Raw genomic sequence first — 26,023 nt, forward strand, 5'->3', positions numbered from 1 at the left:
CGAGGTCTTGATTATGTACTTTGGGGCGCAAATCAGTGGTCCACGAGACAGGCTCCAGATACCTGATCCAGGTGACGGAAGACAGGGTGGGTAAGCGAATCAATGGCGCATGAATCGAAGTTGCCGACAAAGTCGCACGCGAGATTCACCAAAAAACACCGTCCGCAGCTGCTGGAAACGACACATGCGGCGTATTGCGCGTTTATGAACGCTGGACGAACACTATTCTCCCCGATAGTAAGCGCGGTTAAGACACCGCATTCGTGCGGTGCGCGAGCTATTTGCCCGTCCGCGGGCGCCAGACAATCGGAGATAACCTCGTGTCCCACGCAGAAGACCACGAAGGCACCCGCAGAGATTTCCTGTACTACGTCGCTGGCGGCGCAGGTGTCGTTGCAACGGGTGCAGCCGTATGGCCCCTGATCAACCAAATGAACCCATCGGCAGACGTTCAGGCGCTGTCCTCGATCCGTGTGGATGTGAGCGGTGTTGAGCCGGGTACGCAGCTGACCGTCAAATGGTTGGGAAAACCCGTCTTTGTCCGTCACCGCACCGGTGCAGAGATTCAGGAAGCTCAGAAACAGGACGCCGAAGGTGTTGATGCGCTGCCCGATCCGCTGGCCCGCAACTTTAACCTGAGCGCCGATGCCCCTGCGACCGACGCAAACCGGGTGATGCCGTCGCCGGAAGGCGAAGCGCCGGGTGCATGGGTCGTCCAGATGGGTGTTTGTACCCACCTCGGTTGTGTGCCTCTGGGTGATGCAGGCGACTTTGGTGGCTGGTTCTGCCCCTGCCACGGTTCACACTACGACCTTGCCGGTCGTATCCGCAAAGGCCCCGCGCCTGAGAACTTGCCCATTCCGCCCGCAGAGTGGGTGGACAACGGCACAATCAAACTCGGCTAAGGGAGACCCAAACTTATGTCCGGAATTCCCCACGATCATTACGAGCCGAAGACAAACGGCGAGAAATGGCTGAACAGCCGCCTGCCTATTGTTGGCCTGCTGTATGACACCCTCATGATCCCAACCCCCAAGAACCTGAACTGGTGGTGGATCTGGGGCATCGTTCTGGCGTTCTGCCTGGCGCTGCAAATTGTCACCGGTATCATTCTGGTGATGCACTATACGCCGCATGTTGATCTGGCGTTTGCCAGCATCGAACACATCATGCGTAACGTAAATGGCGGTTACTTCATCCGTTACCTGCACATGAACGGCGCATCGCTGTTCTTTGTTGCGGTCTACATCCACATCTTCCGCGGCTTGTTCTATGGCTCATACAAAGCCCCGCGCGAGATCACGTGGATCGTCGGTATGCTGATCTACCTGATGATGATGGGCACGGCCTTTATGGGCTATGTTCTGCCATGGGGTCAGATGTCTTTCTGGGGTGCGACTGTGATCACCGGCCTGTTTGGCGCCATTCCGTTTGTGGGCGATGCCATCCAGACCTGGCTGCTGGGCGGACCTGCGGTGGACAACGCCACGCTGAACCGCTTCTTCTCGCTGCACTATTTGCTGCCGTTCATCATCGCGGCTCTGGTCGTGGTGCACATCTGGGCGTTCCACACTACCGGCAACAACAACCCCACAGGTGTTGAAGTGCGTCGCGGCTCGAAAGACGAGGCGAAGAAAGACACGCTGCCGTTCTGGCCGTATTTCGTGATCAAGGACCTGTTCGCGCTGGCCGTGATCCTGGTCGTGTTCTGGGCTGTTGTCGGTTTCATGCCGAACTATCTGGGTCACCCGGACAACTATATCGAAGCCAACCCGCTGGTTACGCCTGCTCACATCGTGCCTGAATGGTACTTCCTGCCGTTCTACGCGATCCTGCGTGCCTTTACCGGTGAGGTCTGGGTTGTACAGTTCGCGAGCTTCATCACCGGTGGCATCGTTGACGCCAAGTTCTTTGGTGTTCTGGCGATGTTTGGTGCGATCCTGGCCATGGCGCTGGCGCCTTGGCTGGACACGTCGAGCGTGCGTTCGGGCAAGTACCGTCCGATGTTGAAATGGTGGTTCTACCTGCTGATTATCGACTTCTTTGCCCTGATGTGGCTGGGTGCGATGCCTGCGGAAGAACCCTATGCGACCTTCTCGCTGATCGCATCGGCCTACTGGTTCGCCTATTTCTTCGTGATCCTGCCGATCCTCGGCGTGATCGAAAAACCTCTGGCCCAGCCCGAGACCATCGAAGAAGACTTCAACGCGCATTATGGCAAGGCTGACGCCGACGCCACGCCGGCCGAGTAAGAAGAGGGACCGGAAACATGTTCAAGAAACTTGCAATCGGCGCCGCGTTTGCTCTGGCCCTGACCCCTGCTGCTTCCATTGCAGCAGGTGGTGGTGAGCAGCATATCGAAGATTTCGCCTTCTCGTTCGAAGGCCCGTTCGGCACCTGGGACCAGCATCAGCTGCAACGTGGCCTGCAGATCTATACCGAGGTCTGCGCGGCTTGCCACGGTCTGCAATATGTGCCGCTGCGCGATCTGAAAGCGCTGGGTTACTCGGAAGAAGAAGTCATCGCATACGCGGCTGGCAACTTCGAAGTCTTCGACCCCGAGCTGGACGATTTCCGTCCGGCGATCCCCACCGACCACTTCCCGGCCAATACCGGCGTCGGCGCACCTGACCTGAGCCTGATGGCCAAGGCCCGTGCCGGATTCCATGGGCCTTATGGCCTGGGCATCAACCAGCTGGTCAAAGGCATGGGTGGACCGGAATACATCGCGTCTTTGCTGCATGGCTACACCGGCCACGAAAAAGAAGAGGCGGGTGCGGTGCTCTATGAAAACACTGCCTTCCCCGGCGGCTGGATTTCGATGGCGCCTCCGCTGGCTGACGAGCAGGTCGAGTTCGCAGACGGGCACTCGAACACGGTCGAGCATATGGCCGAGGACGTTGCCGCATTCCTGATGTGGGCAGCCGAGCCAAAGCTGACAGACCGCAAGAACGCAGGCTTTGTCGGTGTGATCTTCCTGACCGTTCTGTCGGTGCTGCTGTACCTGGTCAACAAGCGTCTATGGGCGCCGCACAAGGGCAAACTCCGCAAGGAAGATTGATCCGATCCGTCCTACCGGATTTTACTAAATCAGCCCCCGCGCCGTCAGGTTGCGGGGGTTTTCTTTTGCCAAGTCGCCATCAGCGCGCGCTTATTTGGTCGAAATAAGCGCCGGGTCAATGGATTGGACAGCTTCACAGGCGCACATCAGCCACAACGGCTGATCAATTGCCGTTTGTCTGAAACACGGAGTCACGACAATGAAACTTCCTATTCTTTTTGCCTCAATTCTATTTGCAACGCCGGTATTGGCGCTGGATCTTGCACCCAATGCGGAACTTGGAAAATCCGAGGCCGAAATTCGGCAAACGCTGACGGGCATGGGATTCGATGTCCGCAAAATCGAGACGGAAGATGGCAAGATCGAAGCCTATGTCGTCAAGGATGGTCAATTGGCCGAGGTTTATGTCGACCCCGCAAGCGGCAAAGTCGTCAAGATTGAGGACCAGTAACCGGAATGTCTGAAACAGAATTGATGCATCGTGGGCGCACAGGCGCCCACGAAGTTCAGGTTTGGGATCCACTGGTCCGGCTGGTTCACTGGATCGTAGCCCTGTGCGTTCTGATCAATGGGGCGATTTCCAATCCCGAGGGCGCGTTCCACGAGTATGTGGGCTATGTTGTCCTGGCTTTGGTCTTGTTGCGGTTGCTTTGGGGGTTAACGGGTCCGGCTTTTGCCAGGTTCACCGCCTTTCCTTTCAGCCCCCGTGCGGCCCTTAATCACCTGCGGGACATGGGGCGGGGTGATCAAAGCGTGCACCTTTCACACAACCCTCTGGGGGCCCTTATGGTCTATAACCTCTGGGCGACGCTGCTGGCTTTGTGTGTGACAGGAATCATGATGGGAACAGTTCGATTCTTTGGCGTCGAATGGGTCGAAGACCTGCACGAACTGGCCTTCAACTGGCTGATGCTATCTGTTCTGCTGCATGTTGCCGGGGTTGTCATCGATCAGTGGCGAACAGGTGTCGCTTTGGCAAAGGCTATGATAACAGGGCGGAAGAATATACCTGAGGACTGGTCAATCAAATGATCAAATGGATCAGAAGCTATTGGCGGCCCGGCGATGCAGACGCTCACCGGGCTGTACTTATGTCGATAATGATCGTTGTTCAGGTACTTTGCGTGGTGTTTTACCTTGGCGACGTCGCCCTGGATTTGAAGGAAGGCGAGGGACCTTCTCATGTAAGTCTTGAGGCTTTTGTCGCATTTGTTCTGCTTGCCGGAATTGTTTTTTTCATGATTGAACTTCGACGCCTGCTGGCAAGGGTGGAACAGACCAAGCTTGGCCTACAGGCCGCGCAGGGTGAAATGAGCGTGGTCATCAACACGTTTTTCGACCGTTGGGGGCTCACCGCTGCCGAGCGAGACGTGGGTCTTTTGGTTCTGAAAGGGCTGGATAACGAAAACATCGCGCGCATCCGGGGGCGGGCCGTAGGAACCGTGCGCGCGCAGACCGCCTCGATCTATGCCAAAGCCGGGGTTGATGGGCGTGCGCAACTGATAAGCGTATTCATGGAAGAATTGTTTGCCGCAGATGGTGAGGCTGCAGACCTTCAGACAACCAAACTGTGATCATTCGCCCCGATGGCTCGGGCGGTTACGATCTGACCTTCGGGCTGAGGTGCATTGAACGTAACTTCGGTGAATTGTTCGGTCCGCCCCATATGCGGGTTCTCCATCAGGATCCGATGGGTTTTGCCGATCTGTTCTGACAGGTGTTTCCTGACCTGAACGTCCCCAGCCGCACGCAGACGGGCGGCGCGATCCTTAATTACATTCCCGTTCACCTGCTGCGGGATGCGGGCTGCTGGAGTGCCTTCGCGTTTCGAATATGGGAAGACATGCAGCCAGGTCAGTTCGCAATCGGTAACCAGCTTCAGCGAGTTCTCGAAATGCTGTTCGGTCTCGGTCGGGAAACCTGCGATGATGTCGGCACCAAAGGTCATGTCGGGGCGAAGTTTTCGGGCCTCTTCGGTAAACCGAATGGCATCGTCGCGCAGGTGGCGACGTTTCATGCGCTTCAGGATCAGGTCGTCGCCATGCTGAAGCGACAGGTGTAGATGCGGCATCAGGCGTGGTTCGGTTGCTATGGCCTGCATCAGATTCTCGTCCACTTCGATCGAGTCGATCGAACTGATCCTCAGGCGAGCCAAGTCCGGCACCAGTTTTAGAATACGCATCACCAGATCGCCCGGTTTCGGCTGCGCAGGCAGATCGGCCCCCCATGAGGTCAGGTCAACGCCGGTTAGCACCACCTCATGATAGCCCCGATCCACCAGCCGCTTGATCTGATCCACCACAACACCGGCAGGCACGCTGCGCGAATTGCCCCGGCCATAGGGAATGATGCAGAAGGTGCAGCGATGGTCACACCCGTTCTGGACCTGCACATAGGCGCGTGAGCGTGTGCCGAACCCGTCGATCAGGTGCCCGGCCGTTTCGGTGACAGACATGATGTCATCGACCTGAACGGCCTCGGTCTCGCCGATAAAGTCTGCGGCCATGCCTTTCCAGGTTTCTGGCCGCATCTTTTCCGTGTTGCCGATCACCGCATCGACCTCGGCCATCTGCGCGAAGGTGTCGGGTTCTGTCTGGGCAGCGCACCCGGTAACAATCAGCCGGGCGTTCGGATTTTCACGTCGAAGTTTCCGGATCTCCTGCCGTGCCTTGCGCACAGCCTCAGCCGTGACGGCACAGGTGTTTATCACCACGGCATCCGTCAGTCCGGCTTGTTGCGACAGCTCTTTCATCGCCTCGGTTTCATAGGCGTTCAGGCGGCAACCCAATGTAGCGAATTTGGGCGGGTTCATCCCAGTGTCCCTAGAAACTCGGGCGACAACGTGCCCGAGAAGACGTGGCAGGTTGGCCCGGTCATCCAGACGCCATCCTCGCGCCAGTCAACCCAAAGGGTTCCGCCATCAAGATCAATCTGCACCTTTCGCCCCGCCAACCCTCGCCGCGCCGCAGCCACAGCAGTTGCACAGGATGACGACCCTGATGCAAGGGTGATGCCCACGCCACGTTCCCACACCCGCATGCGGATATGATCCGGACCCACGACCTGAGCCACCTGCACATTGGTGCGCTCGGGAAACAAAGGATGGTGTTCATAGCGGGCGCCGAACTCGGCCAGCGGAATCGCCGCGGCGTTTTCAACAAAGAACGTGCAGTGCGGATTGCCCATACCTGTCGCTGTCGGGGCGCCCTCGATTGGCAGTTCCAGCGTGTCCATCTCTTCAGCCAACGGAATTTCGTGCCATTCCAACTGAGGAAGACCCATATTGACCGAGGTCAGCCCATCACCTGCGTCCTGCGCAACAAGCGTTCCACGTTCGGTTGTCAACGACAGTTGGGTTTTGCCCGTCTCATCCATCAACATTCGCGCGATGCATCTTGTGGCGTTGCCACACGCCGCCGAAGTTGATCCATCCGAATTGTAGAACACCAGATGCGCGTCAGCCGCACCGTTTTCGATTACGGCCAGCTGATCGAATCCCACACCAAAATGCCGATGTCCGATTCCTCGGGCCAGTGCCGGGGTAATCAGAGCATCCCGCGCACGCGCATCAACAATGACGAAGTCATTGCCCAACCCGTGCATCTTAACAAATGGCAAACTGATATCGCGTTTCTGTTGCATGGCGGCGATATAACGTCGGTCGGAACATGAATCCACCCTGTCGCGTAGAATCGTGAAAAAAGGGGTTGACCCCCCTGCGCCACCTGCCTAATTAGGCCGCCTATCGTTTCGCTGGAAACACAGGTTGTTTCAGCGAAACGAGGCGCAAAATAAGGGCTTGAACCCGGTTGGGAAATTGCCGTAAAGAGCGCCACGGATCGAGAAGATCCAACAAAAGAGTGGGCCGTTAGCTCAGTTGGTAGAGCAACTGACTTTTAATCAGTGGGTCGCAGGTTCGAATCCTGCACGGCTCACCACTTTTTAACAAAAAAATATATTGCGATGCGCATGCCATTGCTTTGCGGATAAGTACGTCCGGTTTTTCGAACTAATCACGTGCGACGCCGATGCGACGGGCCAGTATCACTTTGCTTACCGCTTTCTCCGGTGTCGGTTGGGGCCGCGCAATCCTCCTTGGAATGCTCAGAGCGAACCAGATCCATCCAGTGTTGGGGGTGGGGGTACCTCGTTGGTAGGATTTCCGTTTACAGATTCATCTCCTATGCCTTCAGACCGTGCGAAACCGTTTCTCAAAATTGCTGTCCTCGTGCTGGGTCACCCGCGCTTTGGTGATTTCACCGCGGGTTACAAACTTACGCGTAGTCTCGCCACCTTCAGCGGTTCCACACCTTGCGAATTCATCAACAAATCCGGGGCGCGCATGCGCCAAAGAAACGATGATCTGACAGGTCGGGCGCTTGTTACCCGTGATAGGCGGCCACTGTCTTGAGTTGTGAAAAGCCATAAAGCGCCTCAAAGCCTTTCTCGCGGCCGTGGCCGGATTTGCCCACGCCGCCAAAAGGCAGTTCAACGCCGCCACCTGCCCCATAGTTGTTGAGGAAGACTTGACCCGCGTGCAGCCCTTTCGCCAACCGCATCTGCCGCGCACCGTCGCGTGTCCAGACGCTGGCGACAAGGCCGTAGTCTGTGCTGTTGGCAATGATTAGAGCCTGTTCCTCGGTGTCAAAGGGGATCAGAACCTGGACCGGGCCGAAGATTTCATCGCGGGCGAGCGGGTGATCCGGTGGCACATCCGCGAACAAGGTGGGCCGGACATATGCCCCGGTTTCTGGCGCATCCTGTGTGATCGTCCCTTCTGCCGCAATGGTCAGATCGGCGCCTTTGTCCAGAAAGCTGTTTACGATATGCTTTTGCCGCTCGGAAATCAGCGGCCCAACGCGAAGATCCTGCATCGCGGGCCCAACGCTAAGCTGTTCATAGGCCGCGGTCATGCGGGATTTGACCTGATCATAGACACCGCGCTGTACCAGAATGCGGGAGGAGGCCGAGCAGGTCTGCCCCGCGTTTTGAATGCCCGCATTCACCAGAAATGGCAGAGCGGCATCCAGATCGGCATCGTCAAACACCAACTGCGGGGATTTTCCGCCCAGCTCCAGCGTCACAGGCACAACGTTTCGCCCCGCAGCCTGTTGCACCAGGCCCCCCGTGGCGACCGAACCAGTGAACGAGATATGGTTGACCCCCGGATGCCCGGACAGTGCGGCTCCGGCCTCGGCCCCCAGACCGGGCACAACATTCAGTGCACCTGCTGGCAGACCCGCTTGCTGTGCGAGATGGGCAAAGGCCAGCGCGGTCAGGCAGGCCTCCTCTGCCGGTTTCAGAACACAGGCGTTGCCCATGGCCAACGCCGCCCCGACCGAACGCCCAATAATCTGCATCGGATAGTTCCACGGCACGATGTGGCCCGTCACCCCATGGGGTTCGCGCAGGGTATAGACGGTATAGCCATCGAGATAGGGGATGGTCTCACCCATCACCTTATCCGCTGCACCGCCGTAGAATTCACAATAGCGCGCCAGCGCAATGGCATCGGCGCGAGCCTGCGTCAGGGGCTTACCCACATCCATCGCCTCAAGCCGCGCCAGATCGTCCACGCGCTCCAACACCAATTGTCCCAGCCGGGTCAAGATGCGACCACGCTCCAAGGCCGCCTTGCGCCCCCAGTCGCCCTTTAACGCAGATCTGGCGGCGGAGACCGCCGCGTCAATATCCGCGCCCGAGCCGCGCGCGATCCGGCAGATCTCGGTCCCGTCTGACGGGTTGGTCAACGGCAATGTTTCGCCCGATGCCGTAGGCGTCCAGTTTCCACCGATCATGCAAAGGGTGGGGTCAAACCAGAGTGGTTGGGTCATTTTGGCCTCCATTCAGGCTCTAACAAAGGGTTTTACGCCGACAACTTCCCGATTTCAGGCAATTGGGGCGCGGCGGCGATCAAGGTTTGCGTGTAGGGATGCTGCGGGTCCGAGAATACCTGTTTGGTCTTGCCTTGTTCGACAATTCGTCCGGATTGCATCACCAGAACATGATCGGTGATGGTACGCACCACACTCAGATCGTGGCTGATGAACAGGTAAGTCAGATCATAAGCATCGCAGAGTTCGGCAAGCAGATCGAGGATTTGGGCGCGCACCGAAACGTCGAGGGCTGAGACCGCCTCATCGAACAGGATCAGTTCCGGCCGAATGATCAGAGCGCGGGCAATGGCGATCCGCTGGCGTTGCCCGCCCGAGAACTCGTGAATGTATTTGCCCGCATCATCGGGGCCGAGGCCCACTGCCGTCAGCATCTCTGCGATCCGGTCCTGGCGTTCGGAACCCTTTGGTGGCGTTTCCAACAGGTGAAAGGGTTCGGTAATCAGGCGCGCGACACGGTGGCGGGGGTTGAAGCTGCCATAGGGATCCTGAAACACGACCTGCATCTTGCGACGCACCGCAAGGTTGGGCCTGTGGCCGGTGAAAACCGGCTGACTGTCCAGCAGGATCTGACCGGATTGGATCTCTTCCAATCCCAGAATAGCCCGTGTTAGGGTCGATTTTCCGCAACCGGACTCGCCCACCAGCCCCAAACGCTCCCCTCGGTTGAGGGTAAAGCTGACACCATCCACCGCGCGGTGGTGACGCGGCGGTTCCAGCAGACCTTTGCGGGGAAGGCGGTAATCCCGGACGACCTGCCAAACCTCCAGAAGCGGGCGTTGCTGTGTAGGTTCAGGCAGGGTGACCTGATGACCCGAAGCTTCGAACAACATGCGGGTATAGGGGTGCTGCATATCTCGAAACAGGTTTCGGGTCGCGCCACTTTCGACGACCTCGCCGTGACGCATGATGACAATCTGTTCGGCCATGTCCGAGACCACAGCCAGATCATGGGTGATCATCAGCAAGCCCATATCATATTCGCGAACCAGCCCTTTCAGCAGATCAAGGATTTGCGCCTGCGTTGTGACATCCAGTGCCGTCGTCGGCTCATCCGCGATCAAAAGCCTAGGGCGCAATGCGATGGCCATTGCAATGACCACACGCTGACGCTGCCCGCCCGACAGCTCATGCGGATACCGCGACAGAGGGAACCTGTCGGGCGGCAGGCCAACCCGGGTCAAAACCTCTGTGGCACGGGTCCGAGCCTGAGCAGGAGGCATTGCCTTGTGGATCAGGATGGTCTCCATCACCTGATCGCCAATGGTTTTCACCGGGTTGAGTGCCGTCATCGGTTCCTGAAACACCATCCCGATAGACGCGCCACGCAAGGCGCACATCTCGGCCTCGGATTGGGTCAGCAGGTTAGTGCCGTCCAGTCGGATCGCGCCGTCTGCCGTTGCCCCGTTTGGCAGAAGCTGCATCACAGCCAGTGCTGTCATGGATTTGCCCGAACCACTTTCACCTGTCACCGCCACGATCTGGCCTGGATCGATAGACAGGTTCACCCGTTTCAGGATCGGCACCCCGTGGATCGATAGGGACAGGTTTTCGACTTGCAGCAACGTCATGCCCGCGCCACCCTGATCCTTGGATCCAACCAGTCGCGCAGACCATCACCCAGCAGGTTCAAACCCAGCACGGTGACAATGATGGCCATGCCCGGAATCAGAGCCAAATGCGGGGCAAAACTGACCATTGTCTGCGCGTCCGCAAGCATACGGCCCCAACTGGGTGTCGGCGGCTGCGCACCCAAACCGACATAGGACAGACCCGCCTCGGCCAGTATGCCCAATGAAAATTGGATGGTACCCTGAACGATCAGCAGGTTGGCAACATTGGGCAGGATATGTTCGGCTGAAATCCGTGCTGCGCCTTTGCCCGACACACGGGCGGCAAGTATGAACTCGCGCTCCCACAGCGACAATGCGGCCCCGCGGGTGATGCGGGCGAAGACGGGGATGTTGAAAATACCGATCGCAATGATCGCGTTGATGGCACCGGCACCGAACACAGCCGTTATCAGGATGGCGATGACCAGTGAGGGAAAGGCAAAGACCAGATCGTTGCCACGCATGATCACCTCATCCAACCACGATCCTTTGCGCGCGGCGGCTGTCAGGCCAAGGGGTACGCCCAGCGCCATGCCGATCCCCACAGCCACCAGAGCCACCGCAATCGACGTGCGTGCACCGACCATGATCATCGAGAGCATGTCGCGGCCGAAGTGATCCGTCCCGAACCAGTGCCGTGCATCGGGCGTCTGAAGTTTGTTGGGGATATCCAGCGCGGCATAGTCGTAGGGTGTCCAGACAAACGAGGCCAGCGCCGCCAGCACCACCAGCGACGACAGCGCCGCGCCCAGAATCAGGTTGCGGCTCATGACCGGCTCCTTAGCCTTGGGTCAACGGCTGCATAGGCCAGATCCACCAGAAAATTCACGGTGATCACCGCAAAGACCAGCAGCATCACCACCGATTCAACCACGATCAGATCGCGGGCCGAAATGGCCTGAAACACCAACCGCCCGAGGCCCGGCAGGTAGAACACCTGTTCGATGATGATCGACCCGGCCAGCAGGAAGGAAAACTGCAAGCCGATGATCGTCAGCACGGGGATCAGCGCGTTTCGCACCCCATGCCGCCACAGAGCCTGACGACGCGACAATCCCTTAGCCCGCGCGGTGCGCATAAAATCCTCGCCCAGAATATCCAGCAGCGCGGATCGCATGACGCGGGCCAGGATCGCGGCCTGAGGAAGGGCTAACGCAATGGCGGGCAAAGTCAGCGAACGCAGCCCCGCCCAAAGGCCCTCGCCCCAGCCAACAAACCCACCGGCATTGAACCAGCGCAGGTTAATGGCGAAGATCAGCACCAGCATCATCGCGAACCAGAAATTGGGCACAGCGATACCAAGCTGTGTCGCCCCCATCACCGCCAGATCCCCGGGCTTGCCCCGACGCGCGGCGGCATAGATCCCGGCGGGAAAGGCGATCAGTGTGGACAGCGTGAGCGCATATAGCGCCAAAGGCAACGATACCCACAGCCGGTCCGCAATCATCTGCGACACCGGTGTGCGGTAGGTGTACGAGGTGCCGAAATCCCCGGCCACCATCCCCCCGACCCAGTTAAAATACCGCTGTACCCTTGATCCATCCAGACCCAGTTCAGCCCGCAGCGCGGCCAACGTATCCTCCTGCGCGTTGACACCCAGCATGAACGAGGCCGGGTCCCCCGGTGCGACCTCGATCACGGCGAAGATAACCACCGAGGCGACGGCAAGGCTGGCAAGCAATGAGATCAGTCGTTTAAGGGTATAGCGAAGCATTGAGGCCACGTTAGGGTCTCAGCCGTCACGGGTCCAGCATCTACGGCATCGCCAGACCTACAAATGGACCTGCGAAACCTTTGTCCCTTTCAGCCTGTCAATCCGAATGAGGCCCCTGACCCCGATTTTCGCCATGTTTGTTGCGTGTTTTTTCGATTTCGCACGTTCCGTGTTTTGCTACACTTGTTGGAACCGTTTCCGCAGGCCAGAGCGGCCAAGGAGCAATCCGGGCCGAACCAGGATTTACTGATAGTGTAGCGCTCATGCTGACAGAAAATAGAATTGAGATCGGGTTTCTGCTGTTCGATGGCTTTCCGATGGCTTGCCTGACCTCGGTCATCGAACCGCTGCGCGCTGCAAATGAGATCGCCGGGCAAGAGGCATTTCGCTGGTCTCTTGTGGCGGAAAACGGGGGAAAGGTCAGCTCCAGCGCTCATGTGCGTTTTGAGGCTGAACGCAACCTCTCAGACTGCCAGCCGATTGATATTCTGTTCCTGCTCAGCAGTCCGACCTCGGACTTCAGAAACCCGACCCAGGGGAATGGTGCGTTGCGGGCCTTGTCACGACACGGGACAATTCTGGGCGGTATCAGCGGCGGCGTTTTCCCGCTCGTGCGCTCGGGGGTCATGACCGGCCATCCGGTATCGGTGCACTGGTGTTACGAGGCTGCATTTCTGGCCGAGTTTCCCCAGATAGATGCGCGGCGCGAAGTGATCGTGTCGGATGCCACGCGGTATACTGCGGCCGGCGCGGCGGCCGCGTTTGATCTGGCCCTGCATCTGATTCAGGACCGGTTGGGCGGCGAAGTCGCACATGAGGTGGCCTGCTGGTTCCAGCATCCGATGATGAGAGGGGAGGGTGTTCAGCAACAGGTGCCCAGTGCAAGCAAACCTGCCACGGGTGAAAAGCTGCCGCCGCTTGTGGCGCGATGTGTCGACCTGTTCGCAAGCCGTATCGGCAATCCGATCTCGATCGCGGACATAGCGGATCAAACGGGCGTCACCTCCCGCCAGGTCGAGCGCGCCTTCAAACAGGCCACGGGGCAAAGCCCCAGCCATTATTTCCGGTCCATGCGGATGAAGGCGGCCCGTCAGATGGTTGTCTATACCAAGGACCCTATTGCCGACATCGCTGCGGCCATCGGATACAGCTCGGTCACGCCTTTGGTGACACACTATCGGTCCGCCTTTGGTTTAAGCCCCAGCGAGGACCGGCGACGGATCAACCGGTTTCGGGTCGAAGACAACGCCCCGCTGCCCTCAAGCTGACCTTGCCTTCAAAGCGCCGATTTCATTGCGGCCACAATCGCATGATGCAGTGACCCGGCAGACGATCTTGGCCCGTAGACACTGAACGAACCAGAAGCACGGCACAGGACGAAACATCCCAGGTGATGGATTGACGTGCGGGATGCGGCACCGACCGCCATTTTTCGGCAATCCAGACTGCTTAGCAATTCCAGCACTGCCAACACGCCCTCTCCGTCCAGATCAAACCTGACCCATGCGTCTGTCTGTTCGGAAACCGATGCGTTATCCCCAGTGCTTTCTTTCACCAGATGCGCCAGATCTTCATGCGTCTCAAAGGGCGCTTCTATCATCCATTGATCAGGCCCGGTCCAGAAGGCTACGATCGGCCCGCCGGTAAACTTACCAACGCCAGGCGTTTCCACTCCGATCAATTGGGATACGACGTTTCGGGTCTTGTTTTCCCGACCCAGCCGAGCGGCGACCGAGGCCAGCGCCACACCCGGAGTTTCGGTACAGGTCACGCTTCCGACCCTGTCGATCTTGGGTTCGGTTTCACCCAGCGCGGTTATTGCTTCAAGATCATGCACGGAGCCGTTCTCCCTCGGGGTCGACGAAATGGGCCGAGACGATTTCAACCTCGACCGTGAGATCGGTCACTGGCGACACAAGGCGCATCTTTTCGCCCTGACGTGTGATGCCGTTTCTCAAAAAGCCAAGGCCGATATGGCTGTCCAGCGACGGCGAATATGCTGCCGATGTGACATAGCCCTGATCATGGGCAGCATCCACGGGACCCGTGGCATTCATCAGATGCCCTCCGGCGGTTACCTTGTCGCCAGCGTTCACAGGCTTGATGCCAACCATCATCAAAGCATCTGGTTCGTTCAGCCCTTCACGCTCGGACAGGACTGAGCCGATGCTGTCTTTCTTCTTGGATACCATCCGACCCATTCCAAGGTTCAGGGCGGTGGTGGTTCCGTTCAACTCGTTGCCTGCGGCGTGACCCTTTTCGATCCGCATGACGCCCAGCGCTTCGGTGCCGTAGGGTACGACATCGAACTCTTCACCTTCCTGCATCAAACGCCGCATCAGCGCGTCGCCGTATCGCGATGGCACCGCGATTTCAAAGGCCAATTCGCCCGAGAAGGAAATACGGAACAACCGCGCGCGCAACCCGCCGCATAAGGTGATGTTGCCGCAAGCCATGAACGGGAAGCCTTCATTCGAGATGTCGAACTCGGGATCCACGATCTTTTGTAGAAGTTTGCGCGAATTGGGCCCGGCTACCGCATATTGTGCCCAGGCTTCGGTGGTCGAGATCAGTTGTACATCCATGTCCGGGAACAGGCATTGCCGGACAAATTCCATATGCTGGTAGACCTTGACCGCATTGGCGGTTGTGGTGGTGACCACGAAATGATCCTCGGCCAGACGCGCGGCGGTACCGTCATCCATCGCAATTCCATCCTCGCGCAACATCAGCCCATAGCGAGTTTTGCCGACGGCCAGTTTGGCAAATCCGTTGCAATATAGCCTATTCAGGAAATCCGCCGCATCCGCACCCTGAACATCAATCTTTCCAAGCGTGGTGCAGTCGCACACCCCGACCGAGGCGCGGGTCTGGCGCACTTCACGGTCCACGGATTCCCGCCAATGGGTTTCACCGGGCAGCGGGAACCACTGTGCACGCAGCCAATTGCCGACCTCGACAAACACCGCGCCGCGTTCCTTGGCCCAGTAATGTGACGGGGTCAGGCGGGTTGGATGAAACTCCTTGCCTTTCACCCGGCCAGCAAAGGTTGCAATCGGAACGGGCGTATAGGGCGGGCGGAAGATCGTTGTGCCGGTTTCCGGAATGGACTTACCCGCAAGCTCGGCCATGATCGCAAGCCCGCCCATGTTCGATGTCTTGCCCTGATCGGTGGCCATGCCCAACGTGGTATAGCGTTTCAAATGCTCGACCGAGCGGAACCCTTCCTGATGGCTGAGCTTCACATCCTTGACGGTCACGTCATTCTGCTGATCCAGCCACGCGCGGCTGCAACCCTGAACATACCAGAACGGTGTCTGCGAGATCGGGGTATCCTCGGCCTTAGGCAGATCGGGCAGCGGACCTTTCAGGCCCAGCGCCTGCGCCGCGCCTTCTGCCCCGGATTGCAGGGCGCCATGGGTGGACATCACACCATTCGCCGCCCCTGCGACGGACAGCCCAGGCGGCAAGTCCGCGCCGGGCACGAAAGCCGCCAGATCTTCGTTCCACGCGGGACGCCCCCGTTGATGGCAGGTCAAATGCACGTTGGGGTTCCAGCCACCCGAGACGCCAAGCGCCCCGCAGTCCAGCGTGCGCGACGACCCGTCTGCCAGCTCGACCTCGACAAAGGTCAGCCCCAGTCGGCCTTCGGTGTCCCTGACCTGCGCACCACGCAGAACTTCATAGTCATGGCTGGTCGGAGCGTCGTCACGGACGTCGACGACGGCAGCAATCCTGACACCTTTTGCGTGCAGGTCCGCAGCGGTGCGGTGACCGTCATTATTGTTCGTAAAGATGGCGACACGTTGCGCCGCCGTGGTTGCAAACCGATTTGCATAGCTGCGCAACGCACTTGCCAGCATGATGCCGGGCCTGTCGTTGTTTTCAAACGCGATGGGCCGCTCGGTCGCGCCAGCGCATAACAAGGCGCGTTTGGCGTAGATGCGCCAGAGGATCTGGCGCGGTTTACCGGAAGGCAGAGAAGCAAGATGATCGCCCGTCCGCTCAACTGCGCCATAAATGCCGTGATCAAAGGCACCGATCACGGTCGTGCGCGGCATCAGGCGGACGTTGGGCATTGCAGACAGTTCAGCGACACTCTGCTTAACCCAATCGGTCGCATCGCTGTCGTTCAGCGAAAAGGTTTCGCTGTTGAGCCGCCCGCCAAGTGCGAAATCCTCATCCGCAAGAATGATCTCGGAACCGGCCCGGCCCGCCGTCAGTGCCGCCATCAGCCCGGCTGGACCCGCGCCGATAATCAGCTGATCGCAATGTCGAAACCCCTTGTCATACTCATCGGGGTCTTCCTGCATCGACAACGACCCAAGTCCCGCAGCGCGGCGGATCATCGGCTCGTACAGCTTTTCCCAGAACGCGGCAGGCCACATGAAGGTTTTGTAGTAGAACCCCGCCGTCAGAAAGTTCGAAAACCTGTCGTTGATTGCCAGAGCGTCAAATCTCAGGCTGGGCCATCGGTTTTGGGAATGGGCCTCAAGCCCCTCGAACATCTCAACGGTCGTGGCGCGGGTGTTGGGTTCCTGACGGCTGCCCGTGCGCAGCTCGACAATGGCGTTGGGTTCTTCCGAACCTGCAGTCAGCACGCCACGCGGGCGATGGTATTTGAACGACCGGCCCATCAGGCGCACGCCATTGGCCAGAAGGGCCGAGGCCAGCGTATCGCCCGGATGTGCATGGTAACTGCGATTATCGAATTTGAAATTCAGGGTTTTGGTGCGGTCGATCTGACCGCCACTCAGCCTATTGTCTTGAGTCATTTGGAACGCCCCTGTGCCCGGGCCACGTCACGGGCCAGTTCCACTTTGGAAATCTCATGTGTCGCGGTGTTGCGAGTAACAACCAGCCAAGATCGGTCGCCCCCCTCGTGGAACCACAACTCGCGGTGTTCGCCGGCTGGATTGTCGCGCAGATAGGCGTAGTCATAAAACGCTTCGGCCGCGTCTTCGGCCAGCCAATCGGGCCTGTTGATCAACGAAGCGTCTCCCAGATAGACGAATTCGGAACTGTCGCGCGGGCCCAGCAAGGGATGATGGATGATCATGGTGCTGCTCCCCTCAGTGCAGGTTGGGCTGGTTGCCCATACCTTTTTCGTCGATCATGCGGCCCGTGCGGAACCGGTCGAACCGATAGGCGGTGGCTGTCGGGTGCGGTTCATCCTTTGCCAGCAGATGCGCAAAGCAATACCCCGACGCCGGAGTTGCCTTGAACCCGCCGTAACACCAGCCGCCATTGAAATAGAGGCCATCGATGCCGGTCCGGTCGATGATGGGCGATCCATCCATGGACATATCCATGATCCCGCCCCACATCCGCAGAAGACGCGCGCGACCGATCATCGGCATCAGGGCCATGCCGCCCTCGCAGACATCTTCGACCACCGGCAGGTTGCCGCGTTGTGCGTACGAATTGTACCCGTCGATATCGCCGCCAAAGACCAGCCCGCCCTTATCGGACTGGCTGACATAGAAATGTCCCGCGCCAAAGGTGATCACGCCGGGCAGAACCGGCTTAAGACCTTCTGAAACGAAGGCTTGCAGGACATGGCTTTCGATTGGCAGCCGCATACCCGCCATGCCCATGACACGTCCCGAATTCCCGGCCACGGCACAGCCAACCTTGCCTGCGCCAATGAACCCTTTCGAAGTTTCAACGCCCAGACATTTTCCGTTTTCGATACGGAAACCGGTCACTTCGCAGTTTTGGATGATATCGACACCGTGGCTGTCTGCCGACCGGGCATATCCCCAGGCCACCGCGTCGTGCCGAACCGTGCCGCCGCGCCGCTGGGCAAGCCCGCCCTTGATCGGGAACCGGGCATCGTTGAAGTTCAGGAACGGGTATTCCTTGCGCACCTGTTCGGCATCCAGCAACTCGGCATCCGCGCCATTCAGGATCATGGCGTTGCCACGTCGCGTAAAGGCGTCGCGCTGGGCGTCTGTGTGGATCAGGTTGATGATCCCGCGCTGGCTGACCATCGCGTTGTAGTTTACGTCCTGCTCAAGACCTTCCCACAGTTTCAGCGAGAACTCGTAGAAAGGTTCGTTGCCGTCCAGCAGGTAATTGGAGCGGATGATGGTTGTATTGCGCCCGACATTGCCGCCACCAATCCAACCTTTTTCAATCACCGCCACATTGCGGAGGCGAAATACCTTGGACAGGTAATGCGCCGTAGATAGGCCATGACCGCCACCGCCGATGACGACGATGTCGTAATGTGGCTTGGGCTCTGGCTCGCGCCAGGCCGGTGTCCACCCTTTGTGCCCGGTAAGAGCCTCTTTGATGACCTTGAAACCAGAGTATCGCATGAATCGGACCTTTTTTTTCAGAATCCGCGAAATAACCGAATTTGGATACTCTTGAATCCGACATCTGTTGTGTTGAATCAGACACCACGACAATCAGCAGGGCCTGCTTAATCTTGCGATTTTTACTGTTGTTGGCAGTGCGCGGTGTCCGCCACGCCGTCCTGCTGCGCCGACAAGGGTCAGAACAGCCGGTAGCCAAAGCTATACACGCGATTTCAGAACCACATAGATGTGGGATTCGGCGCCTAAGACGTCATCAGAAAGACAACGACGGCATAGCCGATGATGGCGGCATATCCCAACGGGTAAATCCATTTGATCGCGTAATTGTCGAGCTTTCTGGCCGTCTCTTCCCGACCGGAAACTTTCAATTTACGCAACATCACGCTGAAGACGATAATCGTTCCTGTCATCAGGAACATGCATTGCAGAATGAAATCCAGAAACGTCAGATAGCCAAGCTTGGGCAAGTCAGCGGAAATGGCCCAGTTGAAGGCCACAAAGACCAACAGGTTGCCGCCTGCGATCTCGATCCGTTTTCGGTATTCATCCAGAAAGAAAAGCGCCCATCCCACCGTGATCAGCACCAGCATCGGCAGGAAAATGCGGATGGTGTAATATGTCAGGTGCCGGGTGCCTTCGAAGACAAGTTCGACCCGGTCGCTTTCGTTGCCCGACAAACCGGTCGTCGTTGACGTCAGAGCCCTGGCATTGCCAAGTATCCATTCCTCTTCGCCCAGCATGTCACCCAGACCGGAGTATTCATCAAGCGCGTGATAGAGAACGAATTGCGACGGAAACACCGATACGACTTCGAAGTGAAATTCCTGCGTATCGAACGGGTATTTGCGAAAGTTGAAATGCGGAGCCTGCAAGGTTAGCGAGGATTTTTCGACAAAAGTCACGTGACCATCATGACGCACGGCAACTGCGGATTCATGAATCCATCGATTGGACTGTTGGTTGTGGATAACAAAAGCCGGGGTTACCACATCCAGCTCAGCGGCGTATTTCACGAAAGCGGGCGGTTCAAAAACCCGAAAATCACGACCAAGGCTTGCTGCATCAAACGCCAGTTCCGGGTCTGTCCATTCGAACCGCAGTACAACCACGGCACCATAGTTTTCGGACTGCTGATCGACGCCGGTAATCTGGTCGATCTTGATACCAACCCCGACTTGCAGCGGGTTGTCCGGGGTTCCCACAAGCGTGTCCTGCTGCCCTTGGAACAAGCCCTGCGCAAAACCTGCGCCGGGAAGGACAGACGCGAAAAGAAAAAGAAGGATTCCGGCAACAAAGCTATTCATGATCGTTAAGAAACGCATTTCGCAATGGTGAGGCTGGGCCCGTCAAACAGGCCCAGCCAACTGGTGTCATTCCGACCAGGAAATGGCAGTCAGGTCGATAGCCGCAGTTGGAGCGTTCTCCCACAGGCCCTGAACACCTGCCTTGGCGACGCCCAGCTTGGCCAGCTGGAACAGGTACCCGTTGACATAATCGTTCGAGATGAGGCGCTGTGCCTCACCCAGAAGACGGGTCCGTGCCTCGGGGTCGGTGGTGGTATTCAGCGTCTCCATCAGCGTCTGAAAGTCGATGCTGTCATACTGGAAGTAATAGTCGGGCCGCGCATAGATGCCGATATCCATCGGTTCGGTGTGGCTGACGATGGTCAGGCCAAACTCTTTGCCTTTGAACACCGATTCCAGCCACTGGGCCCATTCCACATTGATGATTTCAGCCGTGATGCCGACCTCGGCCAGCTGTGCGGCGATAATTTCACCGCCCCGGCGCGCATAAGATGGCGGTGGCAAGTGCAGAGTTGTCTCGAACCCGTTTTCAAATCCCGCCTCTGCCAGCAAAGTCCTGGCCTTTTCGGGATCGTAAGAAGACTGGCCCGTCAGATCGACATAAGCGGGGTTGTGTGGCGCGAAGTGTGTCCCGATCGGGGTGCCGTATCCGAACATGGCGCCGTCGATTATGGCCTGCCGGTCAATTGCATGGGCCAACGCCTGCCGGACACGAATATCATTGAATGGCGGCTGTTTGTTGTTGGTGGACAGGATCGTTTCACCCTCGGTCGATCCAACCAGAACCTGAAACCGCGGGTCAGCTTCAAACTGGGGCAGGTTTTCCGGTGCCGGGAAGTTGTCGAACACGTCCACATCTTCGGCCATCATGGCCGCAAAAGCGGCTGTCGGGTCTGAGATGAATTTGAACGTCGCAGTCTCTAAAGCGGGTTGATCGCCCCAATAATTGGGGTTGCGGTTAAGTGTTATGCTGTCGCCCTGAACCCAGTCACCAAAGGTGTAAGCGCCGGTACCAACCGGGCTTGTCTTGATGGTCTCGATGCTTTCAGGCGCGACGATCACCGCGTCACCCCAGGCAAGATTGAACAGGAAGTTACCGTTCGGATCGGCCAGGGTGATCCTGACTGTCAGCGGATCCACGGCCTCGACGCTTTCGATCCCTGCAAACAATGCTTTCTGCGCGTTGGCGCTGTCCTCGGCCGTGGCCCGGTCAAGGCTGAATTTGACATCCTCGGCATCCATGGTCGTGCCGTCATGGAAGGTCACGCCATCGCGCAGTTTGAAGGTATAAGTTTTGCCGTCTTCGGAAATCTCCCAGCTTTCCGCAAGGCCGGGCACGACCGAACCGTCGCCCATGAAACGGGTCAGACCTTCGAAAATGTTGGTGTAGACAACCGAATCGATGGCCTGAGCTGCTGCGCTGGTCGGATCTAGATGCGGGGGCTCCAGCTGCATGGCGATGGTGATGTCGGATTTGGCCAAAACCTGCGTTGCCAACAGGCTGGCGCCGATCGCCACGGTCGACGCGAATGTCCGAAGCACGTGTTTTGTCATGTGAACTCTCCCAACTGAAAATCTGCGCCCATGTTTTCCGGGCCGTTTTATCGGCAGTGTTCCTTTAAACCTGAGGTCAATCAAGGGAATGTTCGCGCAACCGGGGTTTCTTTGGCCCCGGCTGATCTGCTATGCCGCACTGCAACATATGCACTGCAGGAGCCAACCATGAGCGCCACCGCCCGCAAAAAGGCCCCGAACGCCGAAGATATTCGAGCCCGAAAAGGCGGCGTGCCTCTGGTCTCGCTGACCGCATACACGACGCCTATGGCGCGCCTGATGGACACGCATTGTGACTTTGTTCTTGTGGGGGACAGCGTCGGGATGGTTTTGCACGGGCTGGAATCCACCCTTGGTGTCACGATGGAGATGATGATCCTGCACGGTCAGGCCGTCGCACGCGGGCTGAGCACGGCGATGATGGTTATCGACATGCCGTTTGGCAGCTATGAGGAAAGCCCGGCACAAGCGTTTCGCAACGCGGCGCGGCTGATGGCGGAAACAGGTGCGGGGGCAGCCAAGCTGGAAGGCGGTGTCGAGATGGCCGAAACCATCCGCTTTCTGGTCAGGCGCGGCATCCCGGTGATGGCCCATATCGGTCTGACGCCGCAATCGATCAACACACTGGGCGGCTACAAGGTGCAGGGGCGTGACGAACAGGCCGAAACCGTCATGGCAGACGCCCGCGCCGTGACCGAGGCTGGCGCGTTTTCCGTGGTGCTTGAGAAAGTGCCGCAAGGTCTGGCCGACAGGATCACCGAACAGGTTGCCATCCCCACCATCGGAATCGGAGCGTCCGCCGGTTGTGACGGTCAGATTCTGGTCGTCGATGACATGGTCGGCTTTTTCACCGCCTTCAAACCCAAATTCGTCAAACGCTATGCCGAGCTTGGCCCGTTGGCCGAAGCCGCCATCGCAGAATACGCGGCCGAAGTGCGTGCGCGGACATTTCCGGCGGACGAACATGTCTTTGCTGATCAGGCTCCGGCGAAAGGACCAAAGACGTGACCGCGCCGATCCTGCGCTCGCTGGCGGAACTGCGAACCAAGACGACAGAATGGCACCGCGCAGGTGACGTTATCGGCGTTGTACCGACAATGGGCGCACTGCACGAAGGGCATTTGTCGCTGGCGCAGGCCGCAAAGGAAAACTGTGACCGGGTGATCGTGACGATCTTTGTGAACCCCAAGCAGTTCAACAACCCCGAAGATCTGGCGAACTATCCCCGCACGGAACATGAAGACGCGCAAAAGCTGGCCCCTTATGGCGTGGATGCGATCTATGTGCCGGACCTTCAGGAAATCTATCCCGACGGCTTTTCCACCACGGTATCCGTGGCCGGTTTGACCGACATGATGGAAGGCCCTTTCCGCCCCGGCCATTTCGAAGGCGTGGCAACTGTAGTGGCCAAGCTGTTCCTGCAAACGCAGGCGGATCGAGCCTATTTCGGGGAAAAAGACTACCAGCAGCTGCTGGTGGTGCGCCGCATGGCCCGCGATCTGGACATTCCCATCGAGGTTGTTGGCTGCCCAACCGTGCGCGAGCCTTCGGGGTTGGCGATGTCGTCGCGCAATCTGCTGTTGTCGCCCGAGGGCGTAAAGGTCGCGTCCCGCATGAACGAGGTCATGCGGCGGGTGGCGGATAAGCTTGCCGCTGGCAAGGAATTCACGGTGCTGGCGCAAGACGCAAAAGCCGCATTATTGGACGCTGGTTTTACCGAGGTGGAATATATCGATCTGCGCTGCGCCGAGACGCTGGAAAGCCTGCCCAATGCCTGCAAACCCGCGCGCTTGTTCGTCACGGCCTGGGCCGATGGCGTCCGCCTGATCGACAATATTCCCGTCGATCCGGTCTGATTTCTGCTCTGGCCCCGGCGCCGTTGTTTGCGCTAAAGTCGCGCAAAATGACACCGGGGGAGAGCGGACATGACCTATATTTTAGCAATTGATCAGGGCACCACGTCCTCGCGCGCGATCCTGTTCGACGGGCAGATGAACCGTGTTGGCACCGCTCAGCAGGAGTTCCCCCAGCATTTCCCGCAAGAAGGTTGGGTTGAACACGACCCCGAGGATATCTGGTCCAGCGTTCTGCATGTGTGTCGCGAGGTAATGAAAAGCGTCGGTGTTTCGGCTGACCAGATCACCGGCATCGGCATCACCAACCAGCGTGAAACCACCGTGGTCTGGGACAAGCAGACCGGCAAGGCCATCCATAACGCGATTGTCTGGCAGGACCGCCGCACCGCAGAAATCTGCGCCCGCTACAAGCAAGCCGGGTGTGAGGATGACGTCACCGCCCAAACCGGCCTTCTGCTGGACCCTTATTTCTCGGGCACCAAGGTCAAATGGCTGCTGGACACCGTTTCAGGCGCACGCGCGCGGGCTGAGGCCGGAGAGTTGCTGTTCGGCACCATCGACAGTTTCCTGATCTGGCGTCTGACCGAAGGTCGTGTCCATACCACTGACGCCACCAACGCCGCCCGCACCCTGCTGTTCGACATTCACAAAGGCGCCTGGAGTGCTGAGATTTGCGAGTTGCTGGATGTACCCGTTCATATGTTGCCGAACGTGCAGGATTGCGCCTCGGATTTCGGCGCAACCACCTTGCTTGGTGGGAACATCCCCATTCTGGGTGTGGCAGGCGATCAGCAGGCAGCCACCATCGGTCAGGCCTGTTTCCAGCCCGGTATGATGAAATCAACCTATGGCACGGGCTGTTTCGCACTGCTGAACACAGGTGCGCAGCCGGTTGAATCGAAAAACCGTCTTCTGACGACAATCGCTTACCAATTGGACGGTCAGCGCACCTATGCGCTGGAAGGGTCGATCTTTATCGCCGGGGCCGCCGTGCAATGGCTGCGTGATGCGTTGCAGATCATCGATTCGGCCCCGCAAAGCGGCGATCTGGCGGCGCAGGCCGACCCGAACCAGCATGTGATCCTGGTGCCAGCCTTCACGGGTCTTGGGGCTCCTTACTGGAAGCCGGATTGCCGCGGTGCGATGTTCGGTCTGACGCGCAATTCCGGCCGGGCCGAGATTGCCCGCGCCACGCTGGAAAGCATCGCCTTTCAGACCCGCGACCTGTGGCACGCCATGCAGGGCGACTGGGGGGCCGAGGCGGATGTCATCCTGCGCGTCGATGGCGGGATGAGTGCATCTGACTGGACAATGCAAGGTCTTTCAGATTGTCTGGGTGCCCCGGTGGATCGCCCGGTTATGCAGGAAACGACCGCCCTTGGCGCCGCATGGCTGGCAGGTATGAAAGCCGGGATATACCCGGATCAGGCCGGTTTTGCCCAAACATGGGCGCTGGACCGCCGGTTCGAGCCCACGCAAGAACAAGCCGAACGCGACGCGGCCTATGATCGCTGGCAACGGGCGGTTCAGGCGGCGATGGCGTTCTAGCTGTGATCTTTCAACAAGCGCTGCTTCTGCCTTGACCAGTCACGCTTGGCCTGAGTTTCGCGCTTGTCGTGGGTTTTCTTACCCTTGGCGATGCCGATTTTGACCTTGGCCAGTCCTCTGTGGTTGAAATACAGAACCAGCGGCACCAGTGTCATGCCCTTGCGCTGCGTCGCGTTCCACAGGTTCGACATCTGCTTGCGGGACACCAGCAGTTTGCGGCGGCGACGTTCTTCGTGCTTGAACATCTTGGCCTGCTCATACGGCGCGATATAACTGTTGACCAGCCAGAGCTCTCCGTCATCGACCGTGGCATAGCTTTCGGCGATGTTCGAGCCGCCCGCGCGCAGGGATTTGACCTCGGACCCTTGCAGGATGATGCCACATTCAATGTCCTCTTCGATTGCGTAATCGAAGCGGGCGCGCCGGTTTTCGGCGATTACCTTGTAATTCGGGTCTGTCTTCTGCTTGGCCATGACGCGTTGATTTAGGCGGCTTGGGCCGCCCTTGCAAGGCAGGGATTTTCGGAGTGCGTCAGGATTTGGCTGAAATGATCAGGTCCGGGCCGAAAATCGTGTCCGCATGGTTGTGCAGGTAGATCTTGAGCCACGGTGTAAACCGGTCCGGGTGGCGGGCCACTTCGGCCAACAGGTCATGGTAGTCGATCCAGCGGATATCCATGACTTCGTCCGGATTAGGCGCTATTTTCAGCGGTCCGCGCACATGGGCCAGAAAAACGTCGACCACTTCGTTTTCCACCATGCCGTTCCCAACATCGGCGTGGTATTCCAAACGGTGACGGTATTCAGGGTAAAGACCTGTGATCCCCAGCTCTTCATTCAAGCGGCGCACGGCGCAGGTTGACGAGCTTTCGTCCCAGTCGGGATGCGTGCAGCAAGTGTTCGCCCACAGGCCGGGCGTGTGGTACTTGCCCAGCGCCCGGCGCTGCAACAAAATCTCGGTGCCCCTTACGACAAACACCGACACGGCCTTGTGCTTGAGGCCCTTTTCGTGAGCTTCAAGTTTGTCTACCGGGGTCAATTCACCATCAACCCAAGCCGGGATCATAATGCCCATCTGTCCTCTCCTGCTGCCAATCCGCCTGACGGGCGCTGATGTTGGGTTTAGCTATTGCCGGGTCGGCTTGGCGTTGCGG

General features: G+C 58.5%; 24 protein-coding genes and 1 tRNA gene. 11 read left to right on the top strand and 14 right to left on the bottom strand.

Annotation, left to right across the window (positions count from 1 at the left end):
• Positions 1 to 320 precede the first annotated feature (320 nt).
• From petA to ACR0ID_RS13330, 6 genes are all read left to right on the top strand, one after another.
• The gene (gene petA, locus ACR0ID_RS13305; RefSeq protein WP_267363183.1) at positions 321 to 905 is read left to right on the top strand and encodes a ubiquinol-cytochrome c reductase iron-sulfur subunit; all 585 of its coding nucleotides are present in this window, start codon (positions 321 to 323) and stop codon (positions 903 to 905) included.
• Positions 906 to 920: 15 nt separating this feature from the next.
• On the top strand, positions 921 to 2,252 hold the full coding sequence (gene petB / locus ACR0ID_RS13310) for a cytochrome b (RefSeq protein WP_209506969.1): 1,332 nt from the start codon (positions 921 to 923) through the stop codon (positions 2,250 to 2,252).
• Between the two features lie 17 nt (positions 2,253 to 2,269).
• The gene (locus tag ACR0ID_RS13315) at positions 2,270 to 3,061 is read left to right on the top strand and encodes a cytochrome c1 (RefSeq protein ID WP_480474560.1); all 792 of its coding nucleotides are present in this window, start codon (positions 2,270 to 2,272) and stop codon (positions 3,059 to 3,061) included.
• Between the two features lie 199 nt (positions 3,062 to 3,260).
• On the top strand, positions 3,261 to 3,512 hold the full coding sequence (locus ACR0ID_RS13320; RefSeq protein WP_480519674.1) for a PepSY domain-containing protein: 252 nt from the start codon (positions 3,261 to 3,263) through the stop codon (positions 3,510 to 3,512).
• Between the two features lie 5 nt (positions 3,513 to 3,517).
• On the top strand, positions 3,518 to 4,093 hold the full coding sequence (locus tag ACR0ID_RS13325; protein ID WP_480606087.1) for a cytochrome b/b6 domain-containing protein: 576 nt from the start codon (positions 3,518 to 3,520) through the stop codon (positions 4,091 to 4,093).
• Positions 4,090 to 4,635, top strand: a complete 546-nt coding sequence (locus tag ACR0ID_RS13330) for a helix-turn-helix transcriptional regulator (RefSeq protein ID WP_480519670.1) — start codon at positions 4,090 to 4,092, stop codon at positions 4,633 to 4,635. The genes ACR0ID_RS13325 and ACR0ID_RS13330 overlap by 4 nt, the downstream gene beginning before the upstream one ends.
• Here ACR0ID_RS13330 and mtaB read toward each other — a convergent pair.
• Complete coding sequence (mtaB, locus tag ACR0ID_RS13335) at positions 4,617 to 5,873, bottom strand: tRNA (N(6)-L-threonylcarbamoyladenosine(37)-C(2))-methylthiotransferase MtaB (protein ID WP_480606089.1); 1,257 nt, start codon at positions 5,871 to 5,873, stop codon at positions 4,617 to 4,619. The two genes, ACR0ID_RS13330 and mtaB, sit on opposite strands and share 19 nt — an antisense overlap.
• Complete coding sequence (dapF, locus tag ACR0ID_RS13340; protein WP_480606092.1) at positions 5,870 to 6,703, bottom strand: diaminopimelate epimerase; 834 nt, start codon at positions 6,701 to 6,703, stop codon at positions 5,870 to 5,872. The genes mtaB and dapF overlap by 4 nt, the downstream gene beginning before the upstream one ends.
• A gap of 220 nt (positions 6,704 to 6,923) precedes the next feature.
• On the opposite strand from dapF, the gene ACR0ID_RS13345 reads away from it, so the two are divergent.
• A tRNA-Lys gene (locus tag ACR0ID_RS13345) sits at positions 6,924 to 6,999 on the top strand.
• A 444-nt stretch (positions 7,000 to 7,443) separates the two neighbouring features.
• On the opposite strand, the gene ACR0ID_RS13350 is transcribed toward ACR0ID_RS13345, so the two are convergent.
• Genes ACR0ID_RS13350 through ACR0ID_RS13365 form a run of 4 tightly spaced genes read right to left on the bottom strand, consistent with a single transcriptional unit; the run spans position 7,444 to position 12,282 of the window.
• The gene (locus ACR0ID_RS13350) at positions 7,444 to 8,895 is read right to left on the bottom strand and encodes an aldehyde dehydrogenase family protein (protein WP_480474544.1); all 1,452 of its coding nucleotides are present in this window, start codon (positions 8,893 to 8,895) and stop codon (positions 7,444 to 7,446) included.
• A gap of 32 nt (positions 8,896 to 8,927) precedes the next feature.
• The gene (locus ACR0ID_RS13355; protein WP_480606095.1) at positions 8,928 to 10,526 is read right to left on the bottom strand and encodes an ABC transporter ATP-binding protein; all 1,599 of its coding nucleotides are present in this window, start codon (positions 10,524 to 10,526) and stop codon (positions 8,928 to 8,930) included.
• On the bottom strand, positions 10,523 to 11,338 hold the full coding sequence (locus ACR0ID_RS13360; RefSeq protein WP_480606098.1) for an ABC transporter permease: 816 nt from the start codon (positions 11,336 to 11,338) through the stop codon (positions 10,523 to 10,525). Before ACR0ID_RS13360 ends, ACR0ID_RS13355 begins: the two co-directional genes overlap by 4 nt.
• Positions 11,335 to 12,282, bottom strand: coding sequence for an ABC transporter permease (locus ACR0ID_RS13365; protein WP_480487848.1), 948 nt, complete (start codon positions 12,280 to 12,282; stop codon positions 11,335 to 11,337). Before ACR0ID_RS13365 ends, ACR0ID_RS13360 begins: the two co-directional genes overlap by 4 nt.
• Before the next feature lie 263 nt (positions 12,283 to 12,545).
• On the opposite strand from ACR0ID_RS13365, the gene ACR0ID_RS13370 reads away from it, so the two are divergent.
• A complete protein-coding gene (locus tag ACR0ID_RS13370; RefSeq protein WP_480494956.1) occupies positions 12,546 to 13,550 on the top strand; it encodes a GlxA family transcriptional regulator in 1,005 nt (334 codons plus the stop codon).
• A gap of 8 nt (positions 13,551 to 13,558) precedes the next feature.
• Here ACR0ID_RS13370 and ACR0ID_RS13375 read toward each other — a convergent pair whose 3' ends face one another.
• From ACR0ID_RS13375 to ACR0ID_RS13400, 6 genes are all read right to left on the bottom strand, one after another.
• Positions 13,559 to 14,119, bottom strand: a complete 561-nt coding sequence (locus ACR0ID_RS13375; RefSeq protein WP_480519603.1) for a sarcosine oxidase subunit gamma — start codon at positions 14,117 to 14,119, stop codon at positions 13,559 to 13,561.
• Positions 14,112 to 17,057, bottom strand: coding sequence for a sarcosine oxidase subunit alpha family protein (locus ACR0ID_RS13380; protein WP_480606102.1), 2,946 nt, complete (start codon positions 17,055 to 17,057; stop codon positions 14,112 to 14,114). Before ACR0ID_RS13380 ends, ACR0ID_RS13375 begins: the two co-directional genes overlap by 8 nt.
• Positions 17,054 to 17,341, bottom strand: a complete 288-nt coding sequence (locus tag ACR0ID_RS13385; protein WP_480474536.1) for a sarcosine oxidase subunit delta — start codon at positions 17,339 to 17,341, stop codon at positions 17,054 to 17,056. The genes ACR0ID_RS13380 and ACR0ID_RS13385 overlap by 4 nt, the downstream gene beginning before the upstream one ends.
• Before the next feature lie 13 nt (positions 17,342 to 17,354).
• A complete protein-coding gene (locus ACR0ID_RS13390) occupies positions 17,355 to 18,605 on the bottom strand; it encodes a sarcosine oxidase subunit beta family protein (RefSeq protein ID WP_480606105.1) in 1,251 nt (416 codons plus the stop codon).
• Positions 18,606 to 18,850: 245 nt separating this feature from the next.
• Positions 18,851 to 19,810, bottom strand: a complete 960-nt coding sequence (locus ACR0ID_RS13395) for a ligand-gated ion channel (RefSeq protein WP_480606107.1) — start codon at positions 19,808 to 19,810, stop codon at positions 18,851 to 18,853.
• A 168-nt stretch (positions 19,811 to 19,978) separates the two neighbouring features.
• Entirely contained in the window at positions 19,979 to 21,466 is a 1,488-nt protein-coding gene (locus ACR0ID_RS13400; protein ID WP_480519595.1) for an ABC transporter substrate-binding protein, read from the bottom strand.
• A 168-nt stretch (positions 21,467 to 21,634) separates the two neighbouring features.
• Between ACR0ID_RS13400 and panB the strand changes: the two genes are divergently transcribed.
• The 3 genes from panB (at position 21,635) to glpK (ending at position 24,870) form a co-directional block, all read left to right on the top strand.
• Positions 21,635 to 22,474 carry a 3-methyl-2-oxobutanoate hydroxymethyltransferase gene (gene panB, locus ACR0ID_RS13405; RefSeq protein ID WP_480519593.1) on the top strand — a complete coding sequence of 280 codons (840 nt, stop codon included), beginning with the start codon at positions 21,635 to 21,637 and terminating at the stop codon, positions 22,472 to 22,474.
• Entirely contained in the window at positions 22,471 to 23,322 is an 852-nt protein-coding gene (gene panC, locus ACR0ID_RS13410; RefSeq protein ID WP_480519591.1) for a pantoate--beta-alanine ligase, read from the top strand. The genes panB and panC overlap by 4 nt, the downstream gene beginning before the upstream one ends.
• Before the next feature lie 69 nt (positions 23,323 to 23,391).
• Entirely contained in the window at positions 23,392 to 24,870 is a 1,479-nt protein-coding gene (glpK, locus tag ACR0ID_RS13415) for a glycerol kinase GlpK (protein ID WP_480606111.1), read from the top strand.
• On the opposite strand, the gene smpB is transcribed toward glpK, so the two are convergent.
• Both smpB and idi read right to left on the bottom strand, forming a co-directional pair.
• Positions 24,867 to 25,343: an SsrA-binding protein SmpB gene (gene smpB, locus ACR0ID_RS13420; RefSeq protein ID WP_267365868.1), complete on the bottom strand. Its 477-nt coding sequence runs from the start codon at positions 25,341 to 25,343 to the stop codon at positions 24,867 to 24,869. The genes glpK and smpB overlap by 4 nt on opposite strands.
• A 58-nt stretch (positions 25,344 to 25,401) precedes the next feature.
• Complete coding sequence (idi, locus tag ACR0ID_RS13425; protein WP_480606113.1) at positions 25,402 to 25,944, bottom strand: isopentenyl-diphosphate Delta-isomerase; 543 nt, start codon at positions 25,942 to 25,944, stop codon at positions 25,402 to 25,404.
• Positions 25,945 to 26,023 lie beyond the last annotated feature (79 nt).

It is taken from the genome of Ruegeria sp. AL2 (assembly GCF_056540845.1).